The following is a 26,957-nucleotide window of genomic DNA, read 5'->3' on the forward strand; positions in this document are numbered from 1 at the left end:
ATAATTTTATGAGTTGTTTGCCGGCACGGCGGTTTTTTGGTTTGGGTTACGCCGGCTGGCTTTTTTTGTATTTGTTTTTTTATTTAGATGCAGGATGTAATACGATGTTACAAATTTTTTTGAATAGCGTCAAGAATTAAGCGTCGAAATTTAAGACTGTGGCAACAACGGGGGTAAATAAAAGCACTGTCATGCTGAGGAACGAAGGATCTATTAGCTAACTTTTCTATCGGTCATGCACAGCTGATAGATCCTTCGTACCCCAGGGCCAGCGAAATAAAATATGTCATAGTCAGGAACCAGGCAATCTAATAAAGCTTGATGTTTTGCAGATTACAACATTACTTTGTAAAAGCTTCAACATCGGCCCGCTCATGGCCGCGGGTGGCCTAGTCCTTTTTGTCTTGAAACAAAAAGGACCAAAAGACCGAGCGTAGCGAGATAATGAGCACCTATAAAAAACAAACGACAGCGAATAATTCAAGTCAGCAGAAATGCTTCCCGCACGAGCCTTTGCCCCACAAGACGGCCAAAACCTGGGCTGGAATTATTTGCCCCCATGCTTTGCCCGAACAAGCCCGCCCTTCTGGCAAAACTTCCTATGCCCTGCAACCGCACTGCCCACCATCGTTTTGGCCGTTTTCGCCCGAAGCTCCCTCTGCTGACACTTTGGGGAAAACGAGATACTTTCGACAAAACAAAGAAATAGCGCGTCGCATACTGGGGCAAAAAAAACAAAAAATGAGCTCAACCCTCTTTCCGGCGCAGCCGAAGAGAGGGTGGTCGGGCGTAGCCTCGACCGGGTGAGTCTTCGCCCGCGTTCAAAGCCAAGGTTTGTAAAACCAACTCCTTCGGGTAACACCACCCACTTCCCCCTCACCAATTTGCCATTCCATCAAATATTAACTATTTTACCAACGCAGTCACCTATCAGTTACACATTAAAAACATTACCTGTGTTAAAATATTGCCGCCTTATCGCTACCCTGTTTTTGTTGTTTACGGGCCCGGCATTTGCCCAGGTAACCGATTTTAGCAGCATTCCTAAAAGCGATTTAGACAAGTTGTTGAAAAACGGCCAACCTGCCGAACTCGGCTACAGCCATTTTCCTTTACTCGGGGAGTACCGGGATATGCACATTTTTACCATCAACGATTCGGTTTTTGGCGCGGTGCCCTTCCGGTTGTTTATCCCCCAGGCGTACGACCCGTCGGTGCCAACGCCGCTGGTGTTGTTGCTGCATGGCGCTGTCGGGGCATCTCATTTTAGCGATGCCATGGGACAGCATAAGGCCACCGAGGCCGACGACGACCCCTTTATTGGCAAATTGTGTAAAACAGGCAACATCATTATTATGCCCTATGGCGATGCAACCAAAAAGTTTAGCTGGGTGGTTAACGAATGGAGGCCCGGGGATAATCTCACTTTTAAAACATTGCTCAATATCATCAATGAAGTTAAACGATCTGTAAATATTGATGATAATAAGGTTTTTGCAATGGGGCATTCTGATGGGTCCGACGGTGCTTTTGCGTTAGATATATATAACCCCACACCATTTGCGGGCTTTTTGTGCTATAATTCCATGTTAACCAACCTGGCGGTTGATGATATTTATTTACGAAACACCGTCAACAAGCCACTGTATGCCGTCCATTCCGATAAAGACGATATTCGCCCCATCGAGCAAGCCCGGGTGATTATCAAACTATTGGATTCCTTAAAAACCAACTTTAAATATAAAGAGTATTACGGCTACCAGCACTTCGACAAACATTTAGACCTCGATTACCCCAACGCCCTTAAATTTATCGACAGCACCCGCCGCAACCCTTACGCTAAAACTTTATTTTGGGAAACCGCCAGCCATTTATACAGCAGCTGCAATTGGTTGGTTATCAATAACTGGGATCTTACTTTGAATGCCGCCCCCTGGCATAAGCCATACAATACTGGCAGTTATTATAAAAATACCAAAACATGGAAGAGCTACCCTTACTATCGCATAAACCCCAGCGCCGCTATAACAGGGACTTATAACAACAACACATTTGAAATTTCCACCTCGCGGGTAACCGCTTTTGAAGTTTTAATAAGCCCGCAAATGGTTGATATAACCAAAGAAGTAAAAATAATAGTAAACGGAAAAACGGCCTTCGCCGGCAAGGTGAAGGTGGATGGCAATTTTTTCAAAAAGCAATTTGCGAAAACGCACGATAGGATGGCAGTTTGGGTTGCTGCGGTGCCGGTGAAAGTGGTGTATCAATAAATGTTGAAAAGATTAAAAAGAGCCGGGGACACGTGCGATTCCTTCCCTTGGGAAGGGAAGGTAGGGGTTAATTGAACTATGCAGGTAATGATTATTATGGCGTAACACCGCTGGTAGAAGCGGTGCCGGGCTATGCGCTTATACTGCACAAGCATTAGCCGCGGGGCCGGTATTCGCTGCTATCCCTTACGCTGGGGATGGAAATATTACTACCTTATTAAACTAAAGGTATCTGCCCGGAGTGAGCCCCAAAGACTTGCGTTAAACGGGCAGCAATGATGACAAATTAAAAGGCTTAGGTTTTTTTGAACTGACTCATGACTCTCTGCCTGATATTGTCGCTTACGATCAAAAGAAGAACTGGCTTTTTCTAATTGAGGCATTTTTTACTTCAGGTCCAATGAGTGAGGAACGAATATTAGAATTAAAAAAAGCATTGAAGGATTGCACTGCCGATTTGATTTTTGTTACAGCCTTCACATCGAAAGCTGATTTTCGAAAAAATGTCGTTGACATTGGTTGGGAAACCGAAGTTTGGACTGCTGATAATCCAGATCATTTAGTTCATTTCAATGGAGGTAAATTTTTAGGGCCCTATAATAAACGCATCTTTAAGGTGTTTTCCATATCATACATTTTCGTCCTACTACTTTTAGCGCAGTCTTTAGTTGCTGACCGATGAACTGCGGCCTTGTGATCGCGACTCGTTATCTTATGGTACCTAAAAAAAGACACATAAAACCCCCTTAGCGCAAATGTTGTGTGGCTGCTTGTGCGTTAGCTCACTCGTGACTTATTGAAGTTTGAAAAAAAATGAGCTTGTTAACGCCTTGGTATTACGTTGAAATCATTTAATAACACCCTCATAATAATTGTACTTCACTTTATCCCAACTGATAAAATAATAAATGCGATCATTTTCTATTTTATCAAGGTGTAATACGTGGTTCATCTCTCCAAAAATCCGGATACTTAAGTCTTTTAAATCTACTATCCCTAATTTGAAGCACCAACCGAAAGAAGATTCTTTTAAATATGCCGGTATGTACAAATTGAAGTTTTGATAGATTAATGGCCCTCCAAATCCATATCCAGGCATTTGTTTACCATTAATCAGTAAGTCGCCTATTAACGGTGCGCCCTGACCAATTTCACGGAGGTTTTCATATTTTATCTTATAGCCCTCTATCTGCATTGCTTCATCGAAATCCCATGGCGTTTGATTGTAATTCATCCTGATTCATTTAGCGTTTAACACCCATTTTACAAAACCTATCACGGTACCACCACCGTATTCGACCAGATTAGGTTATTCTCACCGGTTTCAGCGAATTTCCGTCCCCGCGGTTGTACAAAGTTAGCAGTAATTCCAAAGCGGCGTCGATGCGAGATGATTGGGTACCTCAGGGTCCCCTACGAGAGACCCTGAGGGGACGAAAAATTTTGGGACGAGACAATCACAAGTCCCCCTTGCGCCACCCCCCACACAATGCTTCCGCTATATCCGAAATTTCGCCCGGATTAAAAATATTAATCATCGGTAGTGTACCACCCCGTACCAGGGTGTACCAGGGTGTACCATCCCGTACCAGGGTGTACCACCCCGTGTCAGGGTGTGTTACCCTGTTTCACCTTGTACCGGTACACACACCTGCAATTAAACCCGTTCACCATTTAGCGCGTTGCGGACATAGCAGCGGGTTAGCTCAATGTGATGGTTACCCGCAATATCGTGGTCGGGCGGCATAACGAATCCATATCAAACGCAAGATCGTTTTAACCCCTAATCCCCCGCAATAGGGATGGAAATGGATACCGGCCCGGCGCTTAAGGCCCTGTGCGCGTATGAATGTACAGCCCGGGCCGCAGGCATTGCCATGAAGGAGAGTAAAGAGTTACAGCCCGCCCTGCCCATGATATAATTGCACAGGCTTGTCTAATTGTAGTTTGATTACGGTTATGTAGGGGTCTTTATATTTGTCGGGCACGTTGATGAAAACAAGGCCGGGTACCGGGCTCCAGGAAATTTTACCTACAACTTTGGGCTGTAAATGGGCGGTTGTTCCCACTACCTGTACATCTTTAATGGTGTTTTTCAAGCCCTTTAGCATAATGTTTCCGGTGGTTTGTCCCGGTAAAAAAAGATAAATGGTTGTTGAGTCTTTTGATAGGGTGGTAGGCCCGTAAAAATGGCCCTGGGGCAAACCGGGTAGTGTTCCAAAAATGGCTTCTCCATTTTTTTTGTTCCAGGCGCCAAGCTCTTTTAAAATATTTACCTGTTCGGCGGGGATGGTTCCATCGGCCTTGGGGCCAATATCTAATAAAAGATTGCCGCCGTTACTAACCGCATCAACAAAAATGCTGATGACTTCAAAAGGCGTTTTATAATTGGTATCGTCGGGATGATAACCCCAGTTATTATTGGTTGTCATACACAACTCCCACCAATTAAAGTTAGGGCGGCTAACCGGGAAGTTTTGTTCGGGTGTTTCGTAATCGCCATATCCTTGCAGCCGGCCGTTAATGATAGCCGCCGGGTTGAGGTTTAAAATTTGTTTCCTTACTTTTTCCGACTGCCATTCGGCAGCGCTGTGTTCCCAGTCGCCATCAAACCACCACAAGTCTGGTTTATATGCTTTATTTACCTCATCAATTTGCGCTTGAAAAAAATGCTGAAAGCGTTGCCAGCGCCCGGGATCATCGGCAACTTTATACCGGCTGCTGTCTTTTAAAAAACCGGGATAATCCGGATGGCTCCAATCTATCAAAGAAAAGTAGGCGCCGCGTTTAATCCCTTCTTTATCCAAAGCATCATAAAACGGTTTTAACACATCCTTTTTTGCAGGCGAATTATCAACCACGTTGAAATGATGCTGTTTTGTGGGCCATAGTGCAAAGCCGTCGTGATGCTTGGTAGTAATAACGGCATAGCGGGCCCCGCTTTGCTTAATTAAACCGGCCCATTCGCCGGGGTTATACCGGGATGCCGTGAAGCCTTTTAACTGCTCCATATAGCTTTTGTAGCTTATTTTTTTGTTATGAAAGCTCCAGCTTTCATCAACCCCATTTACCGAGTAAATGCCCCAATGAATGAAAATGCCCAGTTTTGCATCGGCAAACCATTGCATTTTTTTCCGGATAGAATCGGGTGCGGTTTTTTGCTGGGCGCAAACAGTTAAGGAATACGAAAAGAAACAGGCAGCAATTACAATGCGTAGTGAGTTGTATTTAGGCATAAACAAAATTTGAAAAATAAAATTTATATAACTGGCTTGATCCCAATTGAAACCGGTGGTATACCTTACCCCGATAGACATTATTGTATTCGATCATCACAAAGGTAAACAAACCGCTAATTGAGTTTTAGTTATTGAAATCATTTATCTAAATCAAACAATAGGAAGAGTGGAGGTTGCTTCGTGCTTACCGATGACATGTTAGGTGTTATACAAACATTGGCTTTGAACGCTGGCTAATACTCACCCGGCGGGGCTGCGCCCGCCACCCTCTCTTCACCTGCGGTGTAAAGAGGGGCTTGAACGCTTAATATCAATATATTATAAAAAAATAATAAATTTTCAAGCCCCTCTTTCCGGCGAAGCCGAAGAGAGGGTGGCGGGCGTAGCCTCGCCGGGTGATTGTTCGCCGATATACGATATACGCCATTTCCTCTTTCAGAAACAGCGGATTCGCCACTCAGCATGACAGTCTTTTAAGAAAATAACCCTAATTTAGGGTGTACAACATCTACCTACCATGCTCAAAAACTACTTTAAAACCACATTGCGATACCTGTGGAAGAACAAGGTTTTCTCCCTCATCAACATCACCGGCCTGGCTACCGGTATTTGCGTTTGTTTTTTCGCGTTGTTGTATGTGCATTTTGAATTAAACCGCGATAGTTATAATGAAAAGGCCGATAATATTTACCGCCTGGTAACCGATGTGAAAACGCCGGTAGGTATTAACTACGAAAGTGCATCAACCCCGATGGGGCCGGCTATGAAAGCAGCCTTCCCCGAAGTAAAAGATATGGCCAGGGTGTTTATGGACGATATGATTTTGCAAAGCAACCCCGACAACGCGGTGAAGGAAGAAGTAGCCTACGCCGATTCGTCGGCCTTTAAAATATTTTCATGGCCGCTGCTGCGGGGCGACATCAGCCACCTGTTTAATGCCCCCTGCGATGTGGTACTATCCGAAACCGCCGCCAAAAAGTACTTCGGCAACGCCGACCCGATGGGTCAAACCATGCTCATCAACGGCAAAGCCAAATGCAGGGTAACCGGCATTATGAAGGATATTCCGTACAATTCGCACCTGCGGGTTGATGTTATTTTTTCTATCTCGACCCTGGTTGATGAAAACTGGAACCACTGGACCCGCTTTGGCTTTTACACCTATCTGTTATTACAACCCGGTGCATCTGCGGCGGCTTTGCAGGCCAAGTTGCCGGCTATGGTAAAAGCCAATATGGATCAAACCGATTTTAAATACCAGCTATCTATCGAGCCATTGAAAAAGGTTTATTTGTATGGCAAACCACGGGGGCACCGTACAGGCACATCGGCCAGCGGCAGCATTACCAATGTGTATATTATATCTATCATAGCGTTGCTGGTGCTGTTTATTGCCTGTTTTAATTTTATTAACCTCACTACCGCGTTTTCGTTACAAAGGGCCAAAGAAATTGGCGTGCGCAAGGTGCTTGGCGCATCAAAATACCAGCTGATGCTGCAATTTTTTATGGATGCGGTAATACTTTGTTTGGTAGCATTTATCATAGCCCTGCTGTTTGCATCGCTGTTATTGCCCTTATTTAACCAGCTAACGGGCACTATTATAGCCGACGGTATTTTTCACAATGTGCAGCATGTATTATGGCTGCTGGCGTTGGCTGTTGGGGTAGGCATATTATCCGGAGCGTACCCGGCTTTGTTTTTATCGGGCTTTAAACCCATCAGCAGCCTTAAAGGCAAAACGGGCTCGTCGGGTACGGGGCTTATGTTACGGCGGTCGTTGGTGGTGGCGCAGTTTTGTATTTCTATATTCCTTATCCTGGCTACTACCATTGTGCATATGCAGCTTAACTTTATGCAAAACCAGCAGCTGGGTTTTCAAAAAGATCATAAACTGGTGATTGATTACCAGTTTAGCAACAGCATTAACCAGCATACCGATGGGATAAGGCAGCAGCTGGCGGCAATTCCGGGCGTTGGTATGGTCAGCCTGTCGTCGTCTATTCCCGGCACGTCAAACAACCAGTTTAATACCATGATTGAGAACAGCAAAGGCGAAAAGCAACAGCAGCGGCCCGACGTTTATTTTATTGACGATGTATTCCTGAAACAATACCATATCGACCTGGTTGCCGGGCGCGGGTTTCAAAAAAACCTGGCCCTCGACTCGATGAAGGCCATGCTCATTAACCAGGCCATGTTAAAAAGCCTGGGCTTCAAAAAACCGGAGGATGCCATTGGTAAACATTTTAAACAGCTTAACCACACCGGCGAGATTGTTGGCGTGATTGGGGATTTTCATAACCATTCCTTTTTAGAAACCGTGCAGCCGCTAACGGTGCGGGTTGATTCCAGCCATTTAACCAACATCACTATCGATATCACATCCACAGATGTACGGTCGACAGTGCATCAACTGGAAGCCACCTGGAAAAAAATACTACCCGATGTGCCGCTGGTATACTTTTTTGCAGATGAAGCCTACAACCAGCAATATATAGCCCAGGAACGCTTTGGCAAGCTGTTCATCTGCTTTGCCGTTGTGGCCATCGTTATCTCCTGCCTTGGGCTGTTGGGCCTGTCGGCTTATAACATTGCCCAACGTAAAAAAGAGATCAGCGTACGTAAAGTACTGGGCGCCTCGGTAAGTAACATTACACTCCTGTTATCTCAGGATTTTATTAAGCTTATTGTAATTGCCCTGCTCATTGCATCGCCGGTATCATGGTGGTTAATGCACAACTGGCTGCAAAATTTTGCCTACCGCATCAATATCCCGGTATGGGTGTTTGTTTCATCGGGCCTGGCAGCTATGTTTATCGCGTTGGTGACCATTAGTTTTCAGTCGATTAAAGCGGCTATCGCCAACCCGGCGAGGAATTTAAAGGCGGAGTAGGGGAGCGGTTTGGGCATTTCCCCGCCGGTAGAGGCAGGGCCGCGCTTTCCGTTCATACGCGCACAAAGCCTTAACCACGGGCCGGTATCCACTGCAATCGCTTATGCGGGGGAAAGGAGGTTTTGGGAAGATTAAGGACTTGCGAAGTTTTAGAAACTTCGCAAGTCTCACAGATGTCATTACACCAATTGCGCCAAAGCTTCTTTACTAAAACCTTTCAGTTCTTCGTTACGGTTATCACGGATTTTTTGAGCCCAGTGTGGGTCGGCCAATAGGGGTCGGCCAACGGCTACCAGGTCAAAATCCCCACGGTCCATGCGGCGCAGCAATTCATCTAACGAGCTTGGGTTTGAGCTTGCGCCACCAAAGGCAGCCAAAAACTCACCATCTAAACCAACAGAACCAACGGTAATGGTTGCTTTACCCGTTACTTTTTTGGCCCAGCCTGCAAAGTTAAGGTCCGATCCTTCAAAATCGGTTTCCCAGAAACGGCGTTGCGAGCAATGGAAAATATCCACACCTGCATCGGCCATCGGGTTTAACCATGCTTCTAATTCCTGTGGGGTTTTGGCAAGCAGGTTGTTATAGTCGGCAGGCTTCCACTGCGACAGGCGGATGATGATGGCAAAATCCTCGCCAACCTGTTTCCTTACCTCTTTAATTACTTCAACTGCAAAACGGCTGCGTTCGGGCAGGGTTTTACCGCCATAAATGTCGGTGCGTTGGTTGGTACCATCCCAAAAAAACTGGTCGATGAGGTAACCGTGCGCGCCATGAATTTCAACACAGTCAAAGCCCAATCTTTTGGCATCAGCGGCAGCGCGGCCAAATGCGGCAATGGTATCGGCAATATCAGCATCGGTCATGGTGTTGCCATTGGTATTGCCCGGCCTGTTTAAGCCCGATGGCCCTTCAAATGGCTGCGACGGTACCCAGCCGGAGCGGTGGTTATCCATAATACCCATATGCCAGATTTGCGGGCCCATAGCGCCGCCGGCCGCATGCACACCGTTAATTACATTTTGCCAGCCGGCCAAAGCTTCGGTACCATAAAAGTGGGGAATGTTAGGATCATTTGATGACGATACCCTGTCGATAACTGTGCCTTCGGACAGTATCAAACCCACTTCGCCTTCGGCGCGTTTGCGGTAATAGGCGGCAACATCGGCTGTAGGCACACCGCTTGGCGAAAATGAGCGCGTCATGGGCGCCATTACAATGCGGTTTTTGGTATTTAACGATTTCAGGCTAAACGGCCTGAACAAGGTGTTATTAGTACTCATGGTATAGTTTGTGTTTTGTAAATGCTTATTATAATTCCGATTCAATCAGTTTACTTAAGGTTGCAAAGGCTTCTTCGTTTCGTTTGTAGTAAGTCCACTGCCCAACACGGGTAGCCGTAACCAGCCCGGTGCGCTGCATTAGTGCAAGGTACTCTGATACGGTAGATTGTGTAAGCCCGGCCTTAGCCTGAATTTGGCCTACGCAAACGCCATTGGCAAACCCGTATTCCTGTTGGGAGGGAAAGTTGACTTCGGGTTCTTTAAGCCACTGCAAAATTTGCAGCCGGGTTTTGTTTGATAGCGCCTTAAATATCTCTAACTGATCCATGGCACAAAGATATATCGACTTTTCCCGATATGTCAATTAATAGTGGAGAGATGACATTGGATTGATAGTTAATGCCATTACATAATGTGCGTTTTTCTGTTTGATAAAATTTTATTCTGTTTATTTTTATAATACGGAATTAAATTTTGATATTTGAATTTATAAACATCTAAACCAAATAATTTGTATGAATACATTTTTTAAATTATTCGCTTTAATTTTACTGTTATTAACAACGTTAACCGGGTATGCCCAAAACAACACAAAAGAAAATATTGCCAAAGTTGAAAACGGTTTGTTTGCGCCTGTACAAATAGAGGGCGAAAAAAACTGGAATATATTGGATAGGATGGCCTTTTATAAAACGCCGGGGTTAAGTATAGCGGTTATTCAAAACTATCGGCTGGTTTGGGCAAAGGGCTATGGTTTTGCCAACGATAGTTCAAAAACGCCGGTTACCACGCAAACGCTTTTCCAGGCTGGTTCCATAAGTAAATCGTTAAACGCTGTTGGCGTACTTAAACTGGCGGAGGAAAAAAAAATCGATTTATATACCGATATCAATACCTACCTAAAAAATTGGAAGTTTCCATATGATAGCCTATCCAAAGGAAAAAAGATCACCATGGCAAACCTGTTGAGCCATACCGGTGGGATAAACCTGCAAGGCTTTGGAGGTTATCTGCCAGGCAAGCCACTGCCAACCATAGTGCAGGTTTTAAATGGCGAAAAGCCGGCCAACAGTCCCCGTATACGTTCTGCTTTTGAACCTGGATTACGACCTGAATATTCCGGCGGTGGGGTCATCATTTCGCAGCAAATTGTAATGGATATTACCGGGCAGGATTATGCGGACTACATGGAAAAAGCCGCGCTAAAACAGTTGGGCATGAATAACAGCACCTTCAGCCAGCCTCCTGCCGCCGTTTATGAGGGCAAGCTGGCCACCGGTTATAATATAGTTGGCAACCCTATACCCGGAAAGTACCGTATTTTTCCGGAGCAAGCCGCCGCCGGCTTGTGGACGAATCCTACCGACCTGGCTAAATTTGTTATCGGAATGCAATTGGCTTACGAGGGTAAATCGGTTAAAGTTTTAACACAGCAAAGCGCCAGGCTGATGTTTACATCGTACCAAAATAAAATGGGAATAGCACTTGGTGTTTTTATTAATGTATTGGATAGTACAAAATATTTCACCCATCCGGGATCGACTGTAGGTTTCCAGAGTATTTATTATGGCAGCCTGCGGGGCGGTAATGGCGTAGTAGTTATGCTTAATAGTGGCAGCCAGCAATTGGCAACCGAAGTGGTAAACAGTGTGGCAAAGGTTTATGAGTTTAAAGATCTGTATCATCCAAATATTAAAAAAAGGATTTCTACACCCGCAGCCGATGTATTGCAAACGTATACCGGGCAATTTCAGCTGGCACCCAACAGGGTTTTAACCATTTTATTTGAAGAAGGCCACTTTTATGTAAGGATGCAGGGTGAAACGAAACGCGAACTATTTGCCGAAGCACCAAACAAATTCTTCCTGCGCGACTTGCCTTATGAACTGGAATTTGCAAAGGATACCGATGGGAGTGTTAATTTGGTATTGTATGCCGATGGGCAAAAAGTACAAACCAAACGGGTGAAATAAAATGGAAAGGCAAGGGATCTGGTTAAAACATAGCGTGCATCGCTTTACATATTATACCATTTTTTTCTTTTTTATAACAAGTACTTCGTCATGTTTAAGTAACAGCAAAAAGAAAATAGCGCTGCCTAAAGGAGAAAGTCGCGATGAATGGTGGCAGCGTATGCTTAACCGGGCCGAAAAAGATCATGAAATATATGGTGCTTTTGACGTATCTAAAGATACCATAATATTGCTAAGGCGTTCTGTCGGTATCGAGTTAAGTGCAGATAATGGTAAAACATGGAAGTGGTTGGGTAAAAAAATATTCCGCATAGATGAGTTTACAATTGATGATAAAGGAATATGGTGGGGATTGGAACGCTGGATGGGCATTCATGAACCAAGTTATTGCAGGATGCACTCCTCCAACGATGCTGGACAAACCTGGACAACATATGAGTTCAATACGAGTATCTTTTTTCCGTTTCATATTAATTCAAACCCTCGCCGGCCACTTGAAGTAATTGATGGTTGGAGCAAAAAAGTTCATAGGCTCGTAGGTGGCGATGCCTCCCGTAACTGGCGGTTTATAAAACAACTGCCTGATAACGATAACGACATAACAGATCTGTCGGTGGGGAATTATTTTATCAGCAATGACAACGATCACAATAAACTTTATGTAAAAAGGCAAAACGGCAAAACAGATACTTTGATGAGCTTTACCAAAGCCTATAATATATATGAAATGGAGCTGAGCAAAAATACCATATATGTTGCTGGCCCGGATACCAGTGGCAAAAACTCCTATTTTGCAGTGATAAAAAATGAAAAGTTATTACATGAATTTACCATTCCCGGTGGCGATATCAATTTGATAAAAACGCAGTTTAACCATATTTATTTGACCAGCACATATGGTGCACATCAATATAAAAACAGTGCCATAGTCAATATTTATAAATAGAAATTATATTACAGGCTTTAAATGTTTAGCCCTCATCGCGCGGATTTTGCCTTTCGCGTTAAGGACAAAAGTGGATACCGGCCCTGTGTGGACACCGCGGCCCGGCAGCGCCTAACGTTTGTGCAGTATAAACGGAGCAGGCAACGCCCTCTGCACCGTGTTAAAGACGTAGGCCGGTTGTTTTGAGCCCAAAGTCATAAATCCACAGCGAAAAGAAAGGTTGAACTCTGTACTTACTACTCGCACCCTTAGTGACATTATAACCTTAATTTATAAGGTATTGTATTAATTGGTTAAATTATTTTCTTAATTAGATAATTATTTAAATAAGTTTGCGTGCGTTCTGCAGGCGGTTGTACCTGCGGTGCCCATATCTATCAGCTTATACTATGAAAAAAACATTTCCAATTTTATCTTTACTTGCCGTTATGGCCATTACAGGTTGCAGTAAAAAGGATAAGGTTACCCCGGTAACCAGTCATGCATTAACCTTCACTACAAATGCAAGTGGTTACAAAACGGTTATCAGCCTTCAAGCCAGCGGAACCGCTGCCGAGAGCGCTAAGGTATTAACATCGGTTACCAATAATGGTACCAGTTTTACTTATAATACAACCATTTCAACCGGCGACCATTTACTGATTAGCATTAGCCCGGATGGGGCCAAAGGCGCATATCATTATCAAATTGATGATAATGCAACCAAAGCCGATGACGGTGATGTAAATGTTACTGCAGGCACATCATTGGTGTTGCATTATCCTAAAAATTAACCATCATATTACTAAATGCGTTTAGGCCAGGTATTTTTTTCCTGGCCTTTTTTTTAAGAAAACTATTTACGCCACCTCCAGCTCTCTTTTCACCGCTGCCTGTCTTTTAAACAGTACCACCGCAAACAACGCCCCGCTTACAGCCATTACAACGCCTACTAGCTCGGGCGAAGTAAAACCGTAGCCCATGGCGATGGGCAGGCCGCCAAGGAAAGCGCCTAAGGCGTTGCCGGTGTTAAAAGCGGCCTGTGTGGCTGCAGCGCCCAGCATTTCGGCCCCTTTGGCGGTGCGGATCATAAGGATTTGTATAGGGGAGCCGATGGCCATAGACAGGCTGCCGGTTATAAATGTCATGATGAGCGACAGCACCTGGTTGCCCGATACAAAATAGATGGTAATGAGCGCCACAGCCATGCTGATCAACAATATTAAGCAGGCTTTTACAGGGGCAAGCCAGTCGGCCAGTTTGCCGCCCATAAAATTGCCTATTACCATGCCAAGGCCGGCAATGATGAGCACCAACGGTACGGTATCTTTCGAAAAATGGCTCACATCGGTCATGAGCGGGGCTATATAGCTAATCCAGCAGAACAGGCCGCCGGTGCCAATAGAGGTGATTAGCAAAATGAGCCAAGCCTCGCGGGTTTTAAAAAAAACCATTTCTGATTTGATGTCGCCCTCACGACTTACCGGTAACGCCGGAAGCCAAAGCTGAATAAACAGCAGCGCCATTAGCCCGATAAAAGCGATAAGCCCAAACGTGTACCGCCACGAATAATGGTGACCGATATACGTACCCAGTGGCACGCTTAACAGGTTGGCAATGGTTAAACCGGCAAACATGACCGATATGGCCTGCGCTTGTTTACCTTTCTCGACCAGGCGGCTTGCCACTACCGAGCCAACGCCAAAGAACGCGCCATGTGGCAAACCGGACAACAACCGGGCGATAAACAAGGCATTATGATCGGGCGCGAAAGCCGAAAAAGCATTGAAAACCGTGAACATGACCATTAAGGCGATCAGTATTTTTTTAGGCGGATAGTTGCTGCTGATGGCCACCAGTAAAGGCGCGCCGATAACCACACCAAGCGCGTAGGCCGAAATGAGGTGCCCGGCCACGGGTATGCTCACCCGGAAATCTTTGGCGATATCGGGCAGCAGGCCCATCATTACAAATTCGGTGGTGCCTATGCCAAGGCCGCCAAGGGTAAGGGGAATTAAATTCTTTTTCAATGGGTGTTAAATTATGGTGATGCCTGCTTGCTTGTAAGCGGTTAGCCTTTCGTCGCTGGCTTCGGCATCGGTAACAATAATATCTATAGCTGTCGCGGGGCTTATGTAGTACGATTCGGCCGTGTTTAATTTATCAATGGTAGATAGGGCGATGGTTTGGCCGGCCATTTCCATCATGGTACGTTTTACCTGTGCTTCGTCGTGGTTTACGGTAGTTAAGCCCATGGTGGGGTGAATGCTGCAAACGCTCATAAGGCACAAGTCGGCCCGGAAGTTTTTGAAAGTCTGGATGGTTTCGTAACCTATAGTGGTAAAAGCGGTTTTACAAAGCCGGCCGCCTGCAAATATCACTTCGGCGGTGGGATGATCTTCCAGCACGCTCACTACGGGGAAGCTGTGGGTAACTACCGTGATCTTCATATCGGCAGGGATCAACTCGGCCAGTGCCTGGATGGAGGTACCGCCATCCAGGAAAATTACCTGCCCGTCTTTTATGAATTGTAACGCTTTGGAGGCTACAATACGTTTTTGCGCCATATCGTGCTTTTCCCTTGCGCGGAAGTGGTGTGGTATAGGTGAGTGTGCCACAGCCCCGCCGCGAACGGCTTTCAGCAGGCCCTGGTCCGACAGGATCTTGATATCGCGGCGGATGGTATCTTCAGATACATTGAGCGCGTTGCTGAGGTCGGTAAGTGATACGCTGCGCTGCCTTGCCACGTGCGCCAGTATTTGTTCTAAGCGTTCGTCCTTAATCATAGCTTAATTGCAATATTTTGCAAATTTAAAAATAATATTTGCAAAATATTGCAAAAAATGATTTTATTTACAGAGAAATATTGCAAACCAGATGAAAAAAACGATAGCAATTGACATGGACGGCGTAATGGCCGATACCGAGCCCCATTTTTTTGACTACTATGAAAAGGAAACCGGCATAAGGCTAACCCGGCAGGATATTGCAGGCATGACCGAGTATGATGCTTTTAAAGGCAAAGGCCACGCGATGGTAAACAAACCCGGTTTTTTCCGTACACTGCCGCTCATGGACGGAGCGGTTGAAGCCGTAAAATCATTAATGGAAGATTTTGACGTGTACATTGTATCGGCAGCAATGGAGTTCCCGCTGTCACTTCCCGAGAAGTATGAATGGCTTGCCGAGCACTTCCCGTTCATCCACTGGCGAAACATTGTTTTTTGCGGCGATAAAAGCATCATTAAAACCGACTTTTTAATTGACGACCACTGCAAAAACCTGGACTACTGCCACGGCAAGCCCATTATGTTTGATGCTTTCCACAATACCAACCTGCATCACCACCAAAGGGTTAATAGCTGGGCCGAGGTGCTGGAGTTGCTGGAGGGAGAGAGAACCAATAGTCAAGAATCAGGAGTCAAGACAGTTTTGTAAACTGCTTTGGAATAGGCCTGATAAAATAAAAGTATGTCTCTTGTTGTTCATGAAATATTCGGTTTTCCTGTCATCTTGAGGAACGAAGGATATATTTACCGCTTTGCGTTGTTGCCCGGTAAAGTTCGCGAACAGATGCTTAGTACCTACCCATGACATGTTATAAACAGCCCCTTTTGTCATTCTGAACGGAGTGAATAATCTATTAATCGACGTGCATCGCTGACGGAAAAGTTCGCGAATAGATCCTTCACTACGTTCAGGATGACAATTCTCTTATTGTACGTCATTGCCCCTTCAGAATTGCGAAATTTCACCACTCAGTATTACAATTACGAGAATAAAGCACCCCCCTTTTTCATTTATTAAACTACTTTAATTTTATTGCGGCTAAGCCTCAGTTCCTTTGTATCACATTAAACGTAATACAAATGAAAACATCACCAGAAGAAACCATTAAACAATACGTAGTCTCGTGGAACGTACAAGGCGAGGACGACATTAAAGCGGCATTTGCCAAATGCTGGGCCGCCGAAGCTACTTACACCGATCCTAACTATGAAAATGTAACCGGGGTTGACGGCATTGCCGCACTGTGTGTAGGCTCGCACCAGTTGGCTCCCGGTCGCATCTTTCACGTACATACCCTGCCCGAACACCACCATAACGTGGCTTTGTACACCTGGACGGTTGATATCCCCGGTAAAGAAACCAAGGGCGGTACAGATTATATTGAATTTGATGAAGATGGGAAAATAGCAAAGTTGGTGAGCTTTTTTCCGCCGTTGCAGTAGGGACGCGGTTGCATAACAATTTTACAAGCCATTAAATACTGTCATGCTGAGGTACGAAGCATCTATTCTACGCCTTACAAAGTACGCGCACAGTTTGCGAATAGATGCTTCGTACCTCAGCATGACAGGTGGCTTTTGCTATGATTAAAAAACATCTGCACATCTGAAATTTGAAATCTGCACATTAAAAAGTAAACCCCGCTTCACTATCCGGGTTATCCAGTTTATCACTCTTGCGCTCGCCGCCTACTGTTACGTGCAGCATGTTTATTTGCTGGGGGTGTTCGGTATAAAGCAAATCGTCGTGCACATCAATCTTTTTGGGTTTGCTGATGCCTTTGGCTTCAAAGTAGACCCAGGCGCCATCTTCCTGTATTTCGTAGCCCAGGTAGGTTAGGGCAATAACTTTATTATCGGCTTTTATTGCCAGGTGCTTTTTAATATAATCATTCAGCATCTCGTTTAGCTTCGCCTTGTCTTTGGGGTGCACAATATCAACCGGGGTTTTGTATTGCTTTTCTATGGTACGCTCCAGGTCGTCGTAAAAAATGCGGCAGCTTACCTCAACGCTTTGGGTTTTGGCGTTGTGGGTAATTTCGGTAACGCTTACAAAAAAGGGGTGGAATAAGCTGAACAGGCTTATCATCATCAACTGTAACATCTCTCGCTCGGGTGTTTTATTTTCGACAAAAAACGTTATTTTTATTGGCAATTGCGAATTAGCTCAATGACTGACTTTTCATTATACTTCCAGTTAGGATGGCAACACATCTGTAACTGGGAGGGGTACGACCATATTTTATTCGTCGCCGTGCTTTGCGGTACCTATCTGCTGGCCGACTGGCGCAAAGTGTTGGTACTCGTTACTGCTTTCACAATCGGCCACTCTATCACGCTGGCTTTAAGTGTGTTAAATGTTATTCATGTCAATACTTCGCTTATTGAATTTTTAATTCCTGTTACCATAATATTTACAAGTTTGGTTAATGTGCTTAATAAAAAGCGCACAACGGGTACTATGCGGCTTAACTATGCGCTGGCCTTATTTTTCGGCCTTATCCATGGCATGGGCTTTTCAAATTACTTAAAAAGTTTGCTGGGCAGTAGTACCAATATCACCGGCCAACTGCTCGCTTTTAACCTTGGGCTGGAGTTTGGGCAGATATTAATTGTAATATCTGCGTTACTTATCTCATTCCTGCTCGTCAAATTTGCCAAAACACCACAGCGCGACTGGACGATGTTCCTGTCGTCGGCTATATTTGGAATTGCTTTTATCATGTGTATCGAACGTTTTTTCCTAATTAAATTCAGATGAATAAATTTTACCCTGCCCTATTTTCATGCCTCATGCTGGCCTCGGCATCATGGGCACAACACGACAACAATCCCGGCTCAAACCACGGTAACCGTTTCGAGCAGCTGGGTACGATGCTAAGTACCCCAAACAGCTACCGTTCGGCATCTGGTGCGCCGGGCCCCAAGTATTGGCAACAAAAAGCCGATTACGAAATTAACGCCACCCTTAACGACGATAAGCAGCGTTTGGATGGATCGGAAACCATTACCTACAGTAACAACTCGCCCGATGCGCTTACCTACCTGTGGGTTCAGCTGGACGAAAACCAGCACATGAAGGATGCCGAAAGCTTTACCACTGCCGAAAGCAAAATGCAGGGCAAAATGACCATGCGCCAGCTGCAAGGCGTTATGGGCCACAACCTTGATTTGGGTAACCACATCGTGAGCGTAAAAGATGCCAATGGTGGCGCCCTTACCTACACCATTAACGAAACCATGATGCGTATTGAGTTGCCAGCTACCTTGGCACCCGGCGCAAAATTTAAGTTTAAAATTAACTGGTGGTACAACATATCCGACAGGATGACCATTGGCGGCCGCGGCGGGTACGAGTACTTTGCCGAGGATAACAATTACCTGTACACCATGACACAATGGTACCCAAGAATGGCTGTTTACAGCGATTTCCAGGGATGGCAAAACAAACAGTTTTTGGGCAGCGGAGAGTTTGCCTTAACCTTTGGCGATTTTAAAGTGAACATTAATGTACCTGCCGATCATTTGGTAGGCGGTACAGGCCAGTGTTCCAACTATGCCCAAAACCTTACCGGCGCGCAGCTAAGCCGCTGGAACAAGGCGCAAACAGCAACCACCCCGGTGCAAATAGTTACCTTGGATGAAGTGAAAAATGCTATGAAAGGCCATGCAGCAGCACGCAAAACTTGGAGTTTCCATGCCGAAAACGTGCGCGATTTTGCATGGGTATCATCGCGCCGGATAGTTTGGGATGCCATGAGCGCCCAGATTGAAGGCGGTCGCAAAGCGATGGCCATGTCGTACTATGGCCCCGAGGCTTACCCGCTGTACAGCAAATACTCTACAAAAGTAGTTGCGCATACCATCAAAACGTATTCAAAACACACCATCCCGTACCCTTACCCGGTTGCTATTTCGGTGGAGGCGGCAAACGGTATGGAATACCCGATGATTTGCTTTAACTACGGCCGTGCCGAAAAAGATGGCACTTACAGCGAGGCTACCAAAAACGGGATGATAGGCGTAATTATCCACGAGGTAGGGCACAACTTTTTCCCGATGATCGTGAACTCGGATGAGCGCCAGTGGACCTGGATGGACGAAGGCCTGAACACTTTTGTACAATACTTAACCGAGCAGGAGTGGGACTCTAAATACCCATCGTCGCGCGGCCCGGCATACAAAATTGTTGATTACATGAAAATGCCGAAGAATCAGCTGGAGCCTATCATGACCAACTCTGAAAATATTATCATGTTTGGCCCCAACGCTTACGCCAAACCGGCTACCGCGCTTAACGTACTGCGCGAGACCGTAATGGGCCGCGAGTTGTTTGATTATGCCTTTAAAACTTACGCCAAACGCTGGGCCTTTAAACACCCAACGCCCGAAGACTTGTTCCGCACTATGGAAGATGCATCGGCTGTTGACCTGGATTGGTTTTGGCGCGGATGGTTTTACGGAACCGAGCCTGTTGATGTATCGCTTGATAGCGTGAAATATTACAAATTAAACAGTAAAAACCCCGCCCTTGAAGGCGCTACCGACCGTGCCGCGTATGACCATAATATGGAAAATATCAGCACCACCCGCAACAAAGCGGCTGGTATGCAAACGACCGTAGAGGCTGATACTTCCCTGCAGGATTTTTACAGCAAATGGGACCGTTTTGCCCCAACGCCTTTAACCGCTAAAGCTTACCAGGATATGTATGCCGGCTTAAGCCCCGACGAGAAGAAGTTTTACGACAGCAAAACCAATTTTTACGAACTTACCTTCAGCAACAAAGGCGGACTGGTAAGCCCGATCATTATTGAGTGGACTTACACCGATGGCACCAAAGAAGTTGATAAATTACCCGCCTACATCTGGCGTAAAAACGAGTTTAAAGTGAGCAAGGTATTTGCCAAAGCCAAAGAAGTAAAATCCATTAAGCTTGACCCATACCGCGAAACCGCCGACATTGACGAAGCCAACAACAGCTGGCCCCGCGAATATGCCCCAACAAGGTTCGAACTGTTTAAACAACAGGTTTTACCACGGGGAGCCACATCGGGCAGTAACCCGATGCAGGATGCCCGGAAAACGAATTAATATAATGAAGCCCCCGATGATGAGTTGGGGGCTTTGTTTTGTGAGTATTACAGCCTTATAATACCGATCACGGGCTGAATAAAATAATTTTGAATACCTGCTGTAACGTAATCAAAATAAGATTGGTCTATAAGCTATTATGAAACATATTTACCTGTTGGCCATCACGCTTTGTTTTCCCCTGTTAATTCAAGCTCAAAAGCGAGATTTCAAAATCGTTTACACATCTGACATTGATAGGTTTTGGGTAGCATATGATAGTGTGGCCACCACCAGCGATACAACAAAGCAAACTGATTTTATCCAACGCTTTTATGTGGATAAGGCCACGCCGGGGTTAAATGCCTTTATGAAAGCCCGTGACTATAATGCAAAGTTGTGGACTAAATTAATTAATAAGTATCCTAAGTTCTGGAAAAGTATCAGAAGTAATACCTTGAGTATCAAAAATCAGGTACCTGCCATTACCAGCAGTATTGAAAACTTTCGGAAGCTATATCCCGAAATGCGCCCGGCTAAAATGTATTTTACTATTGGCGGCCTGCGCTCGGGCGGTACCACTACTGACGATATGGTGCTTGTTGGGGCAGAAATTGCAACAGCCGACAAAAACACCGATGCTTCGGAATTGAATGACTGGTTAAAGAACGTATTCAAAAATCAACAACCGTCAAATCTGGTTGCCCTTAACGTTCATGAATACGTGCACACACAACAAAAGGGTGGTGACGGGCAACTTCTGCTTGCGCAGGTAATTACAGAAGGGGCTGCCGACTTCATTGCCGAACTGGTGACCCGTAAGAAAAACAATAATGCTTACATGATTTACGGATGGGAGCATGAGCAGGAACTCAAAGAAAAGTTTTTGATTGAAATGTTTAGCGGAGCAACAGGTAACTGGTTATATAATGGTTCCAACAATCCCCATGCAGATTTAGGGTATTTTGTGGGTTATAACATTTGCCAGGCTTATTACGAGCATCATGCTGACAAAAAACAGGCAATAAAAAAGATTATCGAACTGGATTATACCAATGAACAGCAAGTTACAGACTTCCTTAGGCAATCCGGATACTATACGGGGCCTATTGATAAACAGGAGCTATTAAAGAAATTTGAAAAGCTACAACCACGGGTAGCCGGGCTAACACCCGAAATAAACGGACAGGAAGATGTTTCATCGACGCTCACAGAACTCTCCATAAATTTTTCGGAACCCATGGGTGAAGGTTATTCTATTAGTTTTGGTGAAGGCGGTAAAGAGCATTTCCCCATTTCTGGTGTAGCAGGCTTTACAGAAGATCGTAAATCATTTAAGCTCAAATTAGCTTTACAATCCGGTAAAACTTACGATTTTGTAATTACCGACAAATCATTCAAGTCCAAAGCAAGTTATCCGCTGCTACCATATACTGTGCATTTTAAAGTAAAGTAGCATCCTTTTTTTTAGGGGAACGTTTTACAGTTGGTATAGCGGATGATCTAATATTTTACAGCCCGATAGCACCGACCACAGCCTGGAGGGATTACGCCACATCGAGGTTTGAGCGGTTTAGATAACAGGTTTTACCAAGAGGAGCCACAACGCCACAACCGGCAGTAACTCGATGCAGGATGCAAGGAAAACGAATTAATATAATGAAGCCCCCGATGATGAGTTGGGGGCTTTTATATTTCCCGTAACTTCTGAAGCAGGGAGTTATATTACGGCATTTCGATAGTGGCAAGGCCAATAAGGGCCAGCATATAGATAATCAAAATCGTTTTATCTACGAAAGTTACCTTAACGTTTTCTATTAAGTCGGTTGTACCTGCTTTAGATGGAACTACAAATTCACGATGTTGTATATTAAAACTAAAATATCTGAGTAATTGATAAAGCAGCAGTAAGGGTATGGTATTTATTAAGCCCCATGAAGCCTGGCCGTGGAAGAGTTTTAATTTCGGATCATCTTTAAAAATAGCGAACAAAATCAAGTGAACGATACCAAAGCCGAACCATACCATATAAGATCTGAAGTTTCTTAGTGATCGGTAGAGGAAGAAATATAATGAGAGATCAGTAATTCCCCAGTAAAATAATAGTAAAAGCTGATTAAACCCTCTGTCGAAAAAACTACAGGCTAAAACCACCCCGATAGTCAGTATAAAATAGATAATGGAGTTAACTATCTCCCAGTTTTTAAGATCTTCATAGTATATGAACGGTTTTGGTGTAGTTGATTTTGCCATGACTGTTGATAAGGTTTAAGCAAAACTATATAATATTGATGGTAATAATTTACAGTAATTACGTTTTTTATACTTTCGCCCCCTACAACTCATACGACGATTTTCTGCTCACCTCACTCACCAATTCCTTAATCAATTCCCGCCCGCTTTTCCAGCGTTTTAGGCGGTTGGTTTGTTGAATATCCAGCCGGGTTTTAATTTCATTGTTAGGTTGGTAGTAATCCCGCATTATTGTTTTCATGGCATCGTGTACATCAGTTGCCGGGGCGTTTAACAGGAGTTCCGGGTTGTTTTTTACCAGGTCGGCAAGGGCGTCGGCCATGCTGGTGGCGTAGTAGGGGCAGTCCCAGTCGTGGCGGTAAGGGTTGTCGCCTTTGATATTTACCTTTTGTAAGGGGTGCGACAGATCTTCCACTATCTCGGCTATCGCGTCGCCAAATACGTGCGAATATTCTGCAATAAAATGGTTCCACCAGCGCGGGTGATGGGGCAGGTCTTTAAGCAGGGTATCGCAAACCATTACACGGCGTGGGAAATCGGGGTTTGCAGGATCCATGATCACCAGCGATGTTCCAAAATGGCCTTCTTCGGGCGAATGCCTGCTGTATATGACAAAAAACTGGAGTTGGGTCTCGCCAGCTTCATGCATTTGGGCTGTAAGCCCTTTTACATCCTGTAAACGATCTTCCAAAAATCCGCGTTTAAAAAGCACGTGCAAATTGCCTTCCGACTTTGCCATGCAGTGCCTGCTATGTTCGTCAAAAACGTTCCCGTTTGCCGGGCGGCTACTAAAATGATTGCCGCTGTTATACCTGATTTCTTCCGATCCCTCGGGATAGGTGCCGATATCCGCCGTGTCGCCAGCCTCGGTCTGTTTGTTGGGATGAACCGAGCGGAACGGCACATGCATTCGTTCGCTGTCCATCCTGCGGGCGAGGTTATAAATGCGCTGTTCTGTGGGCGCCAATAAAGGGTCGCCGCTTATCGGGTCAAAGTAAACAGTCCGTGCACGCCGTCCCAGGTGGCAGGCGATGGAACGATTGGTTAATAATTGCTGTATAGGGTGCCGCATATTCAAAAATAAATCGCGCAGCGCGTCATTTGCTAAATAATCGTCTAATGGCTGATCAAACTGCAGCAGCGTTTTATCCTCGTGGTTATGCACCCATGCGCGCAAAAAATTGTGCACTTCCACCTCAAAACTGCGGTTGGCAGCTTCTGCTATCTCCTTAATACAAGTGCGTTGTTTCATAAACTCCATGGGGGCAACAGTATCGCGGTGAAAAGCACGATGAAGGCCAAAAGATACTCATAAATTATAGGATTCTCTTGTCTGAAACCGGAATTTATCGAATTAAAGAATTAACAGAATTTTTTCGTCTGGAATCAGAATTAGCAGAATTTTAGAATTAACAGAATTTAAAAAATCAATTCGACAAATTCTAAAAATTCGTTTAATTCCGGTTTAGGACAATATTCTGTACATTCTTAAATTCTGAAAATTCTGATTCAGACAAGTGCATGAGCGCCGCCCGCAGGGAATGCCATAATTGGAATTATCGATCTTCTATAAAATAAATTCATCCTGTTTGCAGGATTTTTACCTATCGCTAAATTATTTACCTTTGCCCCTGTGAAATTCCTTTGCTACCTATCGGCCATTATTGTGCTGCTGCTTACAGCTAAGCCTTGTTGTGCCGATAATGATTGTAGCATTAAAAACACTGCCGCAAAAAACGCCCCATCCAAATCGTCATCTAAAGAAAAAGATTGCCAGGGTTGTTCGCCATTTTTTGCGTGTGGCGCGTGTACCGGGTTTATTGTTGCCAAAGCGGTTGATCACAGTCTGTTTTTACTGCCCGAAACGCATGTTAAGCATATTATTGCTTATCATCGCCCATACCCCGAAGATGTTGCCCTTTCCATTTGGCAACCACCCCAGATAAGTTAGTACAACCCACCATTACAGCTATTCAGCTGGCCATTTTGTATTACATAGGGTCTATTAGCTTTAAGCTTTGTGCATTCAGCTTTTAGCTTCTACATAACTAATTAACTTATTTATGAAAAAAATTATAGTGCTTTTTACAGCACTTTTATATACCGCTACGGCGTATGCCCAGGATGCGTTTAAGGCAATTATTAAAGATGCTAAAACTAACGAAACCCTTATTGGTGCAACAGCATTAATACAGGGAATTAATAAAGGGGCTACTGCCGATGCCGCAGGCCTTATTATATTAACCAATATACCCGCCGGTAAACAGGTTATCCGCTATAGTTATATAGGTTATGAAACCCGGCTGGATACTTTAACTTTCCCGTTTACACAAACAGAACCAATGACTATCTTGCTACAACCCAAAGGAAAAGGTGATGGCGAGGAACTGGGCGAGGTTACCGTTTCATCTACCCGCAGCAGCCGCACCATTGCCAATATTCCTACCCGGGTGGAGGTGATATCGGGCGAGGAACTGGATGAAAAGGCCAACATGAAGCCTGGCGATATCCGGATGATGCTGGCCGAAAGCACGGGCATACAAACGCAGCAAACATCGGCTACCAGTAACAACTCCAGTATCCGCATCCAGGGGCTCGATGGTAAATACACGCAAATTATACGGGATGGTTTTCCGCTGTACTCCGGCTTTTCGGGCGGTTTGGGTTTGTTGCAGATAGCTCCGCTCGATTTAAAACAGGTAGAAGTTATTAAAGGTTCATCGTCAACCCTGTATGGTGGTGGCGCTATTGCGGGGCTGGTTAACTTAATATCTAAAACACCAACAGATCAACGGCAGCTCAACTTCCTGTTAAACGGTACATCGGCCCTGGGTTTGGATGCCAGCGGTTTTTATTCGCAGAAGTTTAAAAAGGTGGGCACCACCATATTTGCGGCCTATAATCATGGTACGGCTTATGACCCAGCAAATATCGATTTAACGGCCATCCCTAAGTACAATCGTTTTACGCTTAACCCTAAATTGTTTTTTTACCTTGACGATAAAACCACGCTGATAACAGGGATAAACAGCACTATTGAAAACCGCATAGGGGGCGACCTGCATTATATTGAGGGCGACGGCAACGCGCAGCATAGTTATTTTGAAAAAAATAAAACAGGCAGGTATAGCACTCAGCTGGAGCTTGACCGCAACCTGAGCGATAAAGAAAAACTGGTGATTAAAAACAGCGTAAGTTATTTTGACAGGGCTATTGACCTGCCTGGCTACCGCTTTTCGGGCCTGCAGCTTTCCACCTATACCGAGGCCACTTATTCGCGTAAAAGCGAAAGGTCTGACTGGGTTGCCGGGCTAAATTATCTTTCAGAAAAATTTACCGAGGATCATAACAGCAGTTTCGCGCTCCGGGATTACAGTTACAATACTATTGGCGGCTTTATACAAAACACCTGGGATGCTACCCAAAAGCTGATGGTTGAAAGTGGCCTGCGGGGCGACTATCACAACAGGTACGGCTTTTTTATATTGCCGCGCATATCGGCTTTGCTGAAGATCAACTCGCATTTTTCGACGCGTTTAGGAGGCGGGCTTGGTTATAAAGCGCCTACGGTGTTTACCGAGGATGCCGAACGCATTCAGTTTAGGAACGTGTTGCCTATTGATGTTAAAAATACCACAGCCGAGCGCTCATACGGCGCCAGCTATGACCTGAATTACCGTACCGGCTTGTTTGACGATAAGGTGAGTTTTAGCATCAACCAAATGTTTTTTTATACCCGGATAGAGAAACCTATCCTGCTTGCTTCGCTGCCGGATGGTAACCTCCAATACCAGCAAACCCGCGGCGACCTAAATACAAAGGGGCTGGAAACCAATGTAAAGCTAACTTATGCCGATTTTAAGCTTTTTATAGGCTATACGCTGGCAGATGTAACACAGCATACTGGCGACATTATTATAACATATCCTTTGGTATCCAAACACCGCCTAAATAACGTGTTGGTTTATGAGCTGGAGAATAAGTTGAAAATTGGTTTGGAAGCTTATTATTTTAGTCCGCAACGTTTAAATGATGGCGGCACCGGCAGGAGCTACTGGACAACCGGGCTGATGGCCGAGAAGATCTGGGAACGTTTTTCGCTATTTATCAACTTTGAGAACCTGACCGATACCCGGCAAACCAAATTTGACGCCATTTATATCGGCAGTATTACCAACCCTGTGTTTAAGGATATTTATGCGCCGTTGGACGGTTTTGTTATAAATGGGGGGATTAAGATAAGGTTGTAAGCTGTT

General features: G+C 44.9%; 21 protein-coding genes and 1 pseudogene. 13 read left to right on the forward strand and 9 right to left on the reverse strand.

What is annotated here, in order from left to right; translation table 11 throughout:
* Positions 1–956: 956 nt before the first annotated feature.
* Entirely contained in the window at positions 957–2,270 is a 1,314-nt protein-coding gene (locus ACFGVS_RS26075) for a hypothetical protein (RefSeq protein WP_439696199.1), read from the forward strand.
* Positions 2,271–2,556: 286 nt separating this feature from the next.
* A pseudogene (locus tag ACFGVS_RS26080) lies at positions 2,557–2,952 on the forward strand (BsuBI/PstI family type II restriction endonuclease); the annotation flags it as partial.
* Between the two features lie 165 nt (positions 2,953–3,117).
* On the opposite strand, the gene ACFGVS_RS26085 reads toward ACFGVS_RS26080, so the two are convergent.
* Together ACFGVS_RS26085 and ACFGVS_RS26090 are read right to left on the reverse strand one after the other, a co-directional pair.
* Entirely contained in the window at positions 3,118–3,504 is a 387-nt protein-coding gene (locus ACFGVS_RS26085) for a hypothetical protein (RefSeq protein WP_439696200.1), read from the reverse strand.
* Between the two features lie 661 nt (positions 3,505–4,165).
* Positions 4,166–5,506 carry an alpha-L-fucosidase gene (locus ACFGVS_RS26090; RefSeq protein WP_439696201.1) on the reverse strand — a complete coding sequence of 447 codons (1,341 nt, stop codon included), beginning with the start codon at positions 5,504–5,506 and terminating at the stop codon, positions 4,166–4,168.
* A 520-nt stretch (positions 5,507–6,026) separates the two neighbouring features.
* On the opposite strand from ACFGVS_RS26090, the gene ACFGVS_RS26095 reads away from it, so the two are divergent.
* Positions 6,027–8,405, forward strand: coding sequence for an ABC transporter permease (locus tag ACFGVS_RS26095; RefSeq protein WP_439696202.1), 2,379 nt, complete (start codon positions 6,027–6,029; stop codon positions 8,403–8,405).
* A 179-nt stretch (positions 8,406–8,584) separates the two neighbouring features.
* Here ACFGVS_RS26095 and ACFGVS_RS26100 read toward each other — a convergent pair whose 3' ends face one another.
* Entirely contained in the window at positions 8,585–9,688 is a 1,104-nt protein-coding gene (locus ACFGVS_RS26100) for an NADH:flavin oxidoreductase (RefSeq protein ID WP_439696203.1), read from the reverse strand.
* A gap of 28 nt (positions 9,689–9,716) precedes the next feature.
* Positions 9,717–10,016 carry an ArsR/SmtB family transcription factor gene (locus ACFGVS_RS26105; RefSeq protein ID WP_439696204.1) on the reverse strand — a complete coding sequence of 100 codons (300 nt, stop codon included), beginning with the start codon at positions 10,014–10,016 and terminating at the stop codon, positions 9,717–9,719.
* Positions 10,017–10,203: 187 nt separating this feature from the next.
* On the opposite strand from ACFGVS_RS26105, the gene ACFGVS_RS26110 reads away from it, so the two are divergent.
* The 3 genes from ACFGVS_RS26110 to ACFGVS_RS26120 all read left to right on the forward strand — a co-directional run bounded on the left by ACFGVS_RS26110 (position 10,204) and on the right by ACFGVS_RS26120 (position 13,380).
* Entirely contained in the window at positions 10,204–11,661 is a 1,458-nt protein-coding gene (locus ACFGVS_RS26110) for a serine hydrolase (RefSeq protein ID WP_439696205.1), read from the forward strand.
* A gap of 1 nt (position 11,662) precedes the next feature.
* The gene (locus ACFGVS_RS26115; RefSeq protein ID WP_439696206.1) at positions 11,663–12,607 is read left to right on the forward strand and encodes a hypothetical protein; all 945 of its coding nucleotides are present in this window, start codon (positions 11,663–11,665) and stop codon (positions 12,605–12,607) included.
* 389 nt (positions 12,608–12,996) lie between these two features.
* Positions 12,997–13,380 (forward strand): hypothetical protein, encoded by a 384-nt coding sequence (locus ACFGVS_RS26120; RefSeq protein ID WP_439696207.1) that lies wholly within the window; start codon positions 12,997–12,999, stop codon positions 13,378–13,380.
* Positions 13,381–13,446: 66 nt separating this feature from the next.
* Here the strand turns inward: ACFGVS_RS26120 and ACFGVS_RS26125 are convergent, their stop codons facing one another.
* Complete coding sequence (locus ACFGVS_RS26125) at positions 13,447–14,616, reverse strand: MFS transporter (protein ID WP_439696208.1); 1,170 nt, start codon at positions 14,614–14,616, stop codon at positions 13,447–13,449.
* A 6-nt stretch (positions 14,617–14,622) separates the two neighbouring features.
* Positions 14,623–15,372, reverse strand: coding sequence for a DeoR/GlpR family DNA-binding transcription regulator (locus ACFGVS_RS26130; RefSeq protein ID WP_274209583.1), 750 nt, complete (start codon positions 15,370–15,372; stop codon positions 14,623–14,625).
* A gap of 91 nt (positions 15,373–15,463) precedes the next feature.
* Here ACFGVS_RS26130 and ACFGVS_RS26135 point away from each other — a divergent pair, with 91 nt between their 5' ends.
* Together ACFGVS_RS26135 and ACFGVS_RS26140 are read left to right on the forward strand one after the other, a co-directional pair.
* Positions 15,464–16,024, forward strand: coding sequence for a 5' nucleotidase, NT5C type (locus ACFGVS_RS26135; RefSeq protein ID WP_439696209.1), 561 nt, complete (start codon positions 15,464–15,466; stop codon positions 16,022–16,024).
* 431 nt (positions 16,025–16,455) lie between these two features.
* Positions 16,456–16,818, forward strand: a complete 363-nt coding sequence (locus ACFGVS_RS26140; RefSeq protein WP_439696210.1) for a nuclear transport factor 2 family protein — start codon at positions 16,456–16,458, stop codon at positions 16,816–16,818.
* A gap of 184 nt (positions 16,819–17,002) precedes the next feature.
* Here ACFGVS_RS26140 and ACFGVS_RS26145 read toward each other — a convergent pair whose 3' ends face one another.
* Positions 17,003–17,479, reverse strand: coding sequence for a DUF6702 family protein (locus ACFGVS_RS26145; protein WP_439696211.1), 477 nt, complete (start codon positions 17,477–17,479; stop codon positions 17,003–17,005).
* 66 nt (positions 17,480–17,545) lie between these two features.
* Here ACFGVS_RS26145 and ACFGVS_RS26150 point away from each other — a divergent pair, with 66 nt between their 5' ends.
* The 3 genes from ACFGVS_RS26150 to ACFGVS_RS26160 all read left to right on the forward strand — a co-directional run bounded on the left by ACFGVS_RS26150 (position 17,546) and on the right by ACFGVS_RS26160 (position 21,904).
* Positions 17,546–18,136 carry a HupE/UreJ family protein gene (locus tag ACFGVS_RS26150; protein WP_439696212.1) on the forward strand — a complete coding sequence of 197 codons (591 nt, stop codon included), beginning with the start codon at positions 17,546–17,548 and terminating at the stop codon, positions 18,134–18,136.
* Positions 18,133–20,469: a M1 family metallopeptidase gene (locus ACFGVS_RS26155; protein ID WP_439696213.1), complete on the forward strand. Its 2,337-nt coding sequence runs from the start codon at positions 18,133–18,135 to the stop codon at positions 20,467–20,469. Before ACFGVS_RS26150 ends, ACFGVS_RS26155 begins: the two co-directional genes overlap by 4 nt.
* 139 nt (positions 20,470–20,608) lie before the next feature.
* The gene (locus ACFGVS_RS26160; protein ID WP_439696214.1) at positions 20,609–21,904 is read left to right on the forward strand and encodes a hypothetical protein; all 1,296 of its coding nucleotides are present in this window, start codon (positions 20,609–20,611) and stop codon (positions 21,902–21,904) included.
* A gap of 269 nt (positions 21,905–22,173) precedes the next feature.
* Here the strand turns inward: ACFGVS_RS26160 and ACFGVS_RS26165 are convergent, their stop codons facing one another.
* Positions 22,174–22,701 (reverse strand): hypothetical protein, encoded by a 528-nt coding sequence (locus tag ACFGVS_RS26165; RefSeq protein WP_274209576.1) that lies wholly within the window; start codon positions 22,699–22,701, stop codon positions 22,174–22,176.
* 82 nt (positions 22,702–22,783) lie between these two features.
* Entirely contained in the window at positions 22,784–23,953 is a 1,170-nt protein-coding gene (locus ACFGVS_RS26170) for a hypothetical protein (protein WP_439696215.1), read from the reverse strand.
* A 381-nt stretch (positions 23,954–24,334) separates the two neighbouring features.
* Between ACFGVS_RS26170 and ACFGVS_RS26175 the strand changes: the two genes are divergently transcribed.
* Positions 24,335–24,652, forward strand: coding sequence for a hypothetical protein (locus tag ACFGVS_RS26175; RefSeq protein ID WP_439696216.1), 318 nt, complete (start codon positions 24,335–24,337; stop codon positions 24,650–24,652).
* A 112-nt stretch (positions 24,653–24,764) separates the two neighbouring features.
* Entirely contained in the window at positions 24,765–26,951 is a 2,187-nt protein-coding gene (locus ACFGVS_RS26180; protein WP_439696217.1) for a TonB-dependent receptor, read from the forward strand.
* Positions 26,952–26,957: the final 6 nt, after the last annotated feature.

The organism is Mucilaginibacter sediminis (assembly GCF_051903035.1).
Taxonomy (GTDB): Bacteria; Bacteroidota; Bacteroidia; order Sphingobacteriales; family Sphingobacteriaceae; genus Mucilaginibacter.

Bases quoted from the DNA above. Each gene is read 5' to 3' on its own strand.
- ACFGVS_RS26085 (WP_439696200.1), bottom strand. From the start codon at position 3,504: ATGAATTACAATCAAACGCCATGGGATTTCGATGAAGCAATGCAGATA.
- ACFGVS_RS26090 (WP_439696201.1), bottom strand. From the start codon at position 5,506: ATGCCTAAATACAACTCACTACGCATTGTAATTGCTGCCTGTTTCTTT.
- ACFGVS_RS26095 (WP_439696202.1), top strand. From the start codon at position 6,027: ATGCTCAAAAACTACTTTAAAACCACATTGCGATACCTGTGGAAGAAC.
- ACFGVS_RS26100 (WP_439696203.1), bottom strand. From the start codon at position 9,688: ATGAGTACTAATAACACCTTGTTCAGGCCGTTTAGCCTGAAATCGTTA.
- ACFGVS_RS26105 (WP_439696204.1), bottom strand. From the start codon at position 10,016: ATGGATCAGTTAGAGATATTTAAGGCGCTATCAAACAAAACCCGGCTG.
- ACFGVS_RS26110 (WP_439696205.1), top strand. From the start codon at position 10,204: ATGAATACATTTTTTAAATTATTCGCTTTAATTTTACTGTTATTAACA.
- ACFGVS_RS26115 (WP_439696206.1), top strand. From the start codon at position 11,663: ATGGAAAGGCAAGGGATCTGGTTAAAACATAGCGTGCATCGCTTTACA.
- ACFGVS_RS26120 (WP_439696207.1), top strand. From the start codon at position 12,997: ATGAAAAAAACATTTCCAATTTTATCTTTACTTGCCGTTATGGCCATT.
- ACFGVS_RS26130 (WP_274209583.1), bottom strand. From the start codon at position 15,372: ATGATTAAGGACGAACGCTTAGAACAAATACTGGCGCACGTGGCAAGG.
- ACFGVS_RS26135 (WP_439696209.1), top strand. From the start codon at position 15,464: ATGAAAAAAACGATAGCAATTGACATGGACGGCGTAATGGCCGATACC.
- ACFGVS_RS26140 (WP_439696210.1), top strand. From the start codon at position 16,456: ATGAAAACATCACCAGAAGAAACCATTAAACAATACGTAGTCTCGTGG.
- ACFGVS_RS26145 (WP_439696211.1), bottom strand. From the start codon at position 17,479: ATGTTACAGTTGATGATGATAAGCCTGTTCAGCTTATTCCACCCCTTT.
- ACFGVS_RS26150 (WP_439696212.1), top strand. From the start codon at position 17,546: ATGACTGACTTTTCATTATACTTCCAGTTAGGATGGCAACACATCTGT.
- ACFGVS_RS26155 (WP_439696213.1), top strand. From the start codon at position 18,133: ATGAATAAATTTTACCCTGCCCTATTTTCATGCCTCATGCTGGCCTCG.
- ACFGVS_RS26160 (WP_439696214.1), top strand. From the start codon at position 20,609: ATGAAACATATTTACCTGTTGGCCATCACGCTTTGTTTTCCCCTGTTA.
- ACFGVS_RS26165 (WP_274209576.1), bottom strand. From the start codon at position 22,701: ATGGCAAAATCAACTACACCAAAACCGTTCATATACTATGAAGATCTT.
- ACFGVS_RS26170 (WP_439696215.1), bottom strand. From the start codon at position 23,953: ATGAAACAACGCACTTGTATTAAGGAGATAGCAGAAGCTGCCAACCGC.
- ACFGVS_RS26180 (WP_439696217.1), top strand. From the start codon at position 24,765: ATGAAAAAAATTATAGTGCTTTTTACAGCACTTTTATATACCGCTACG.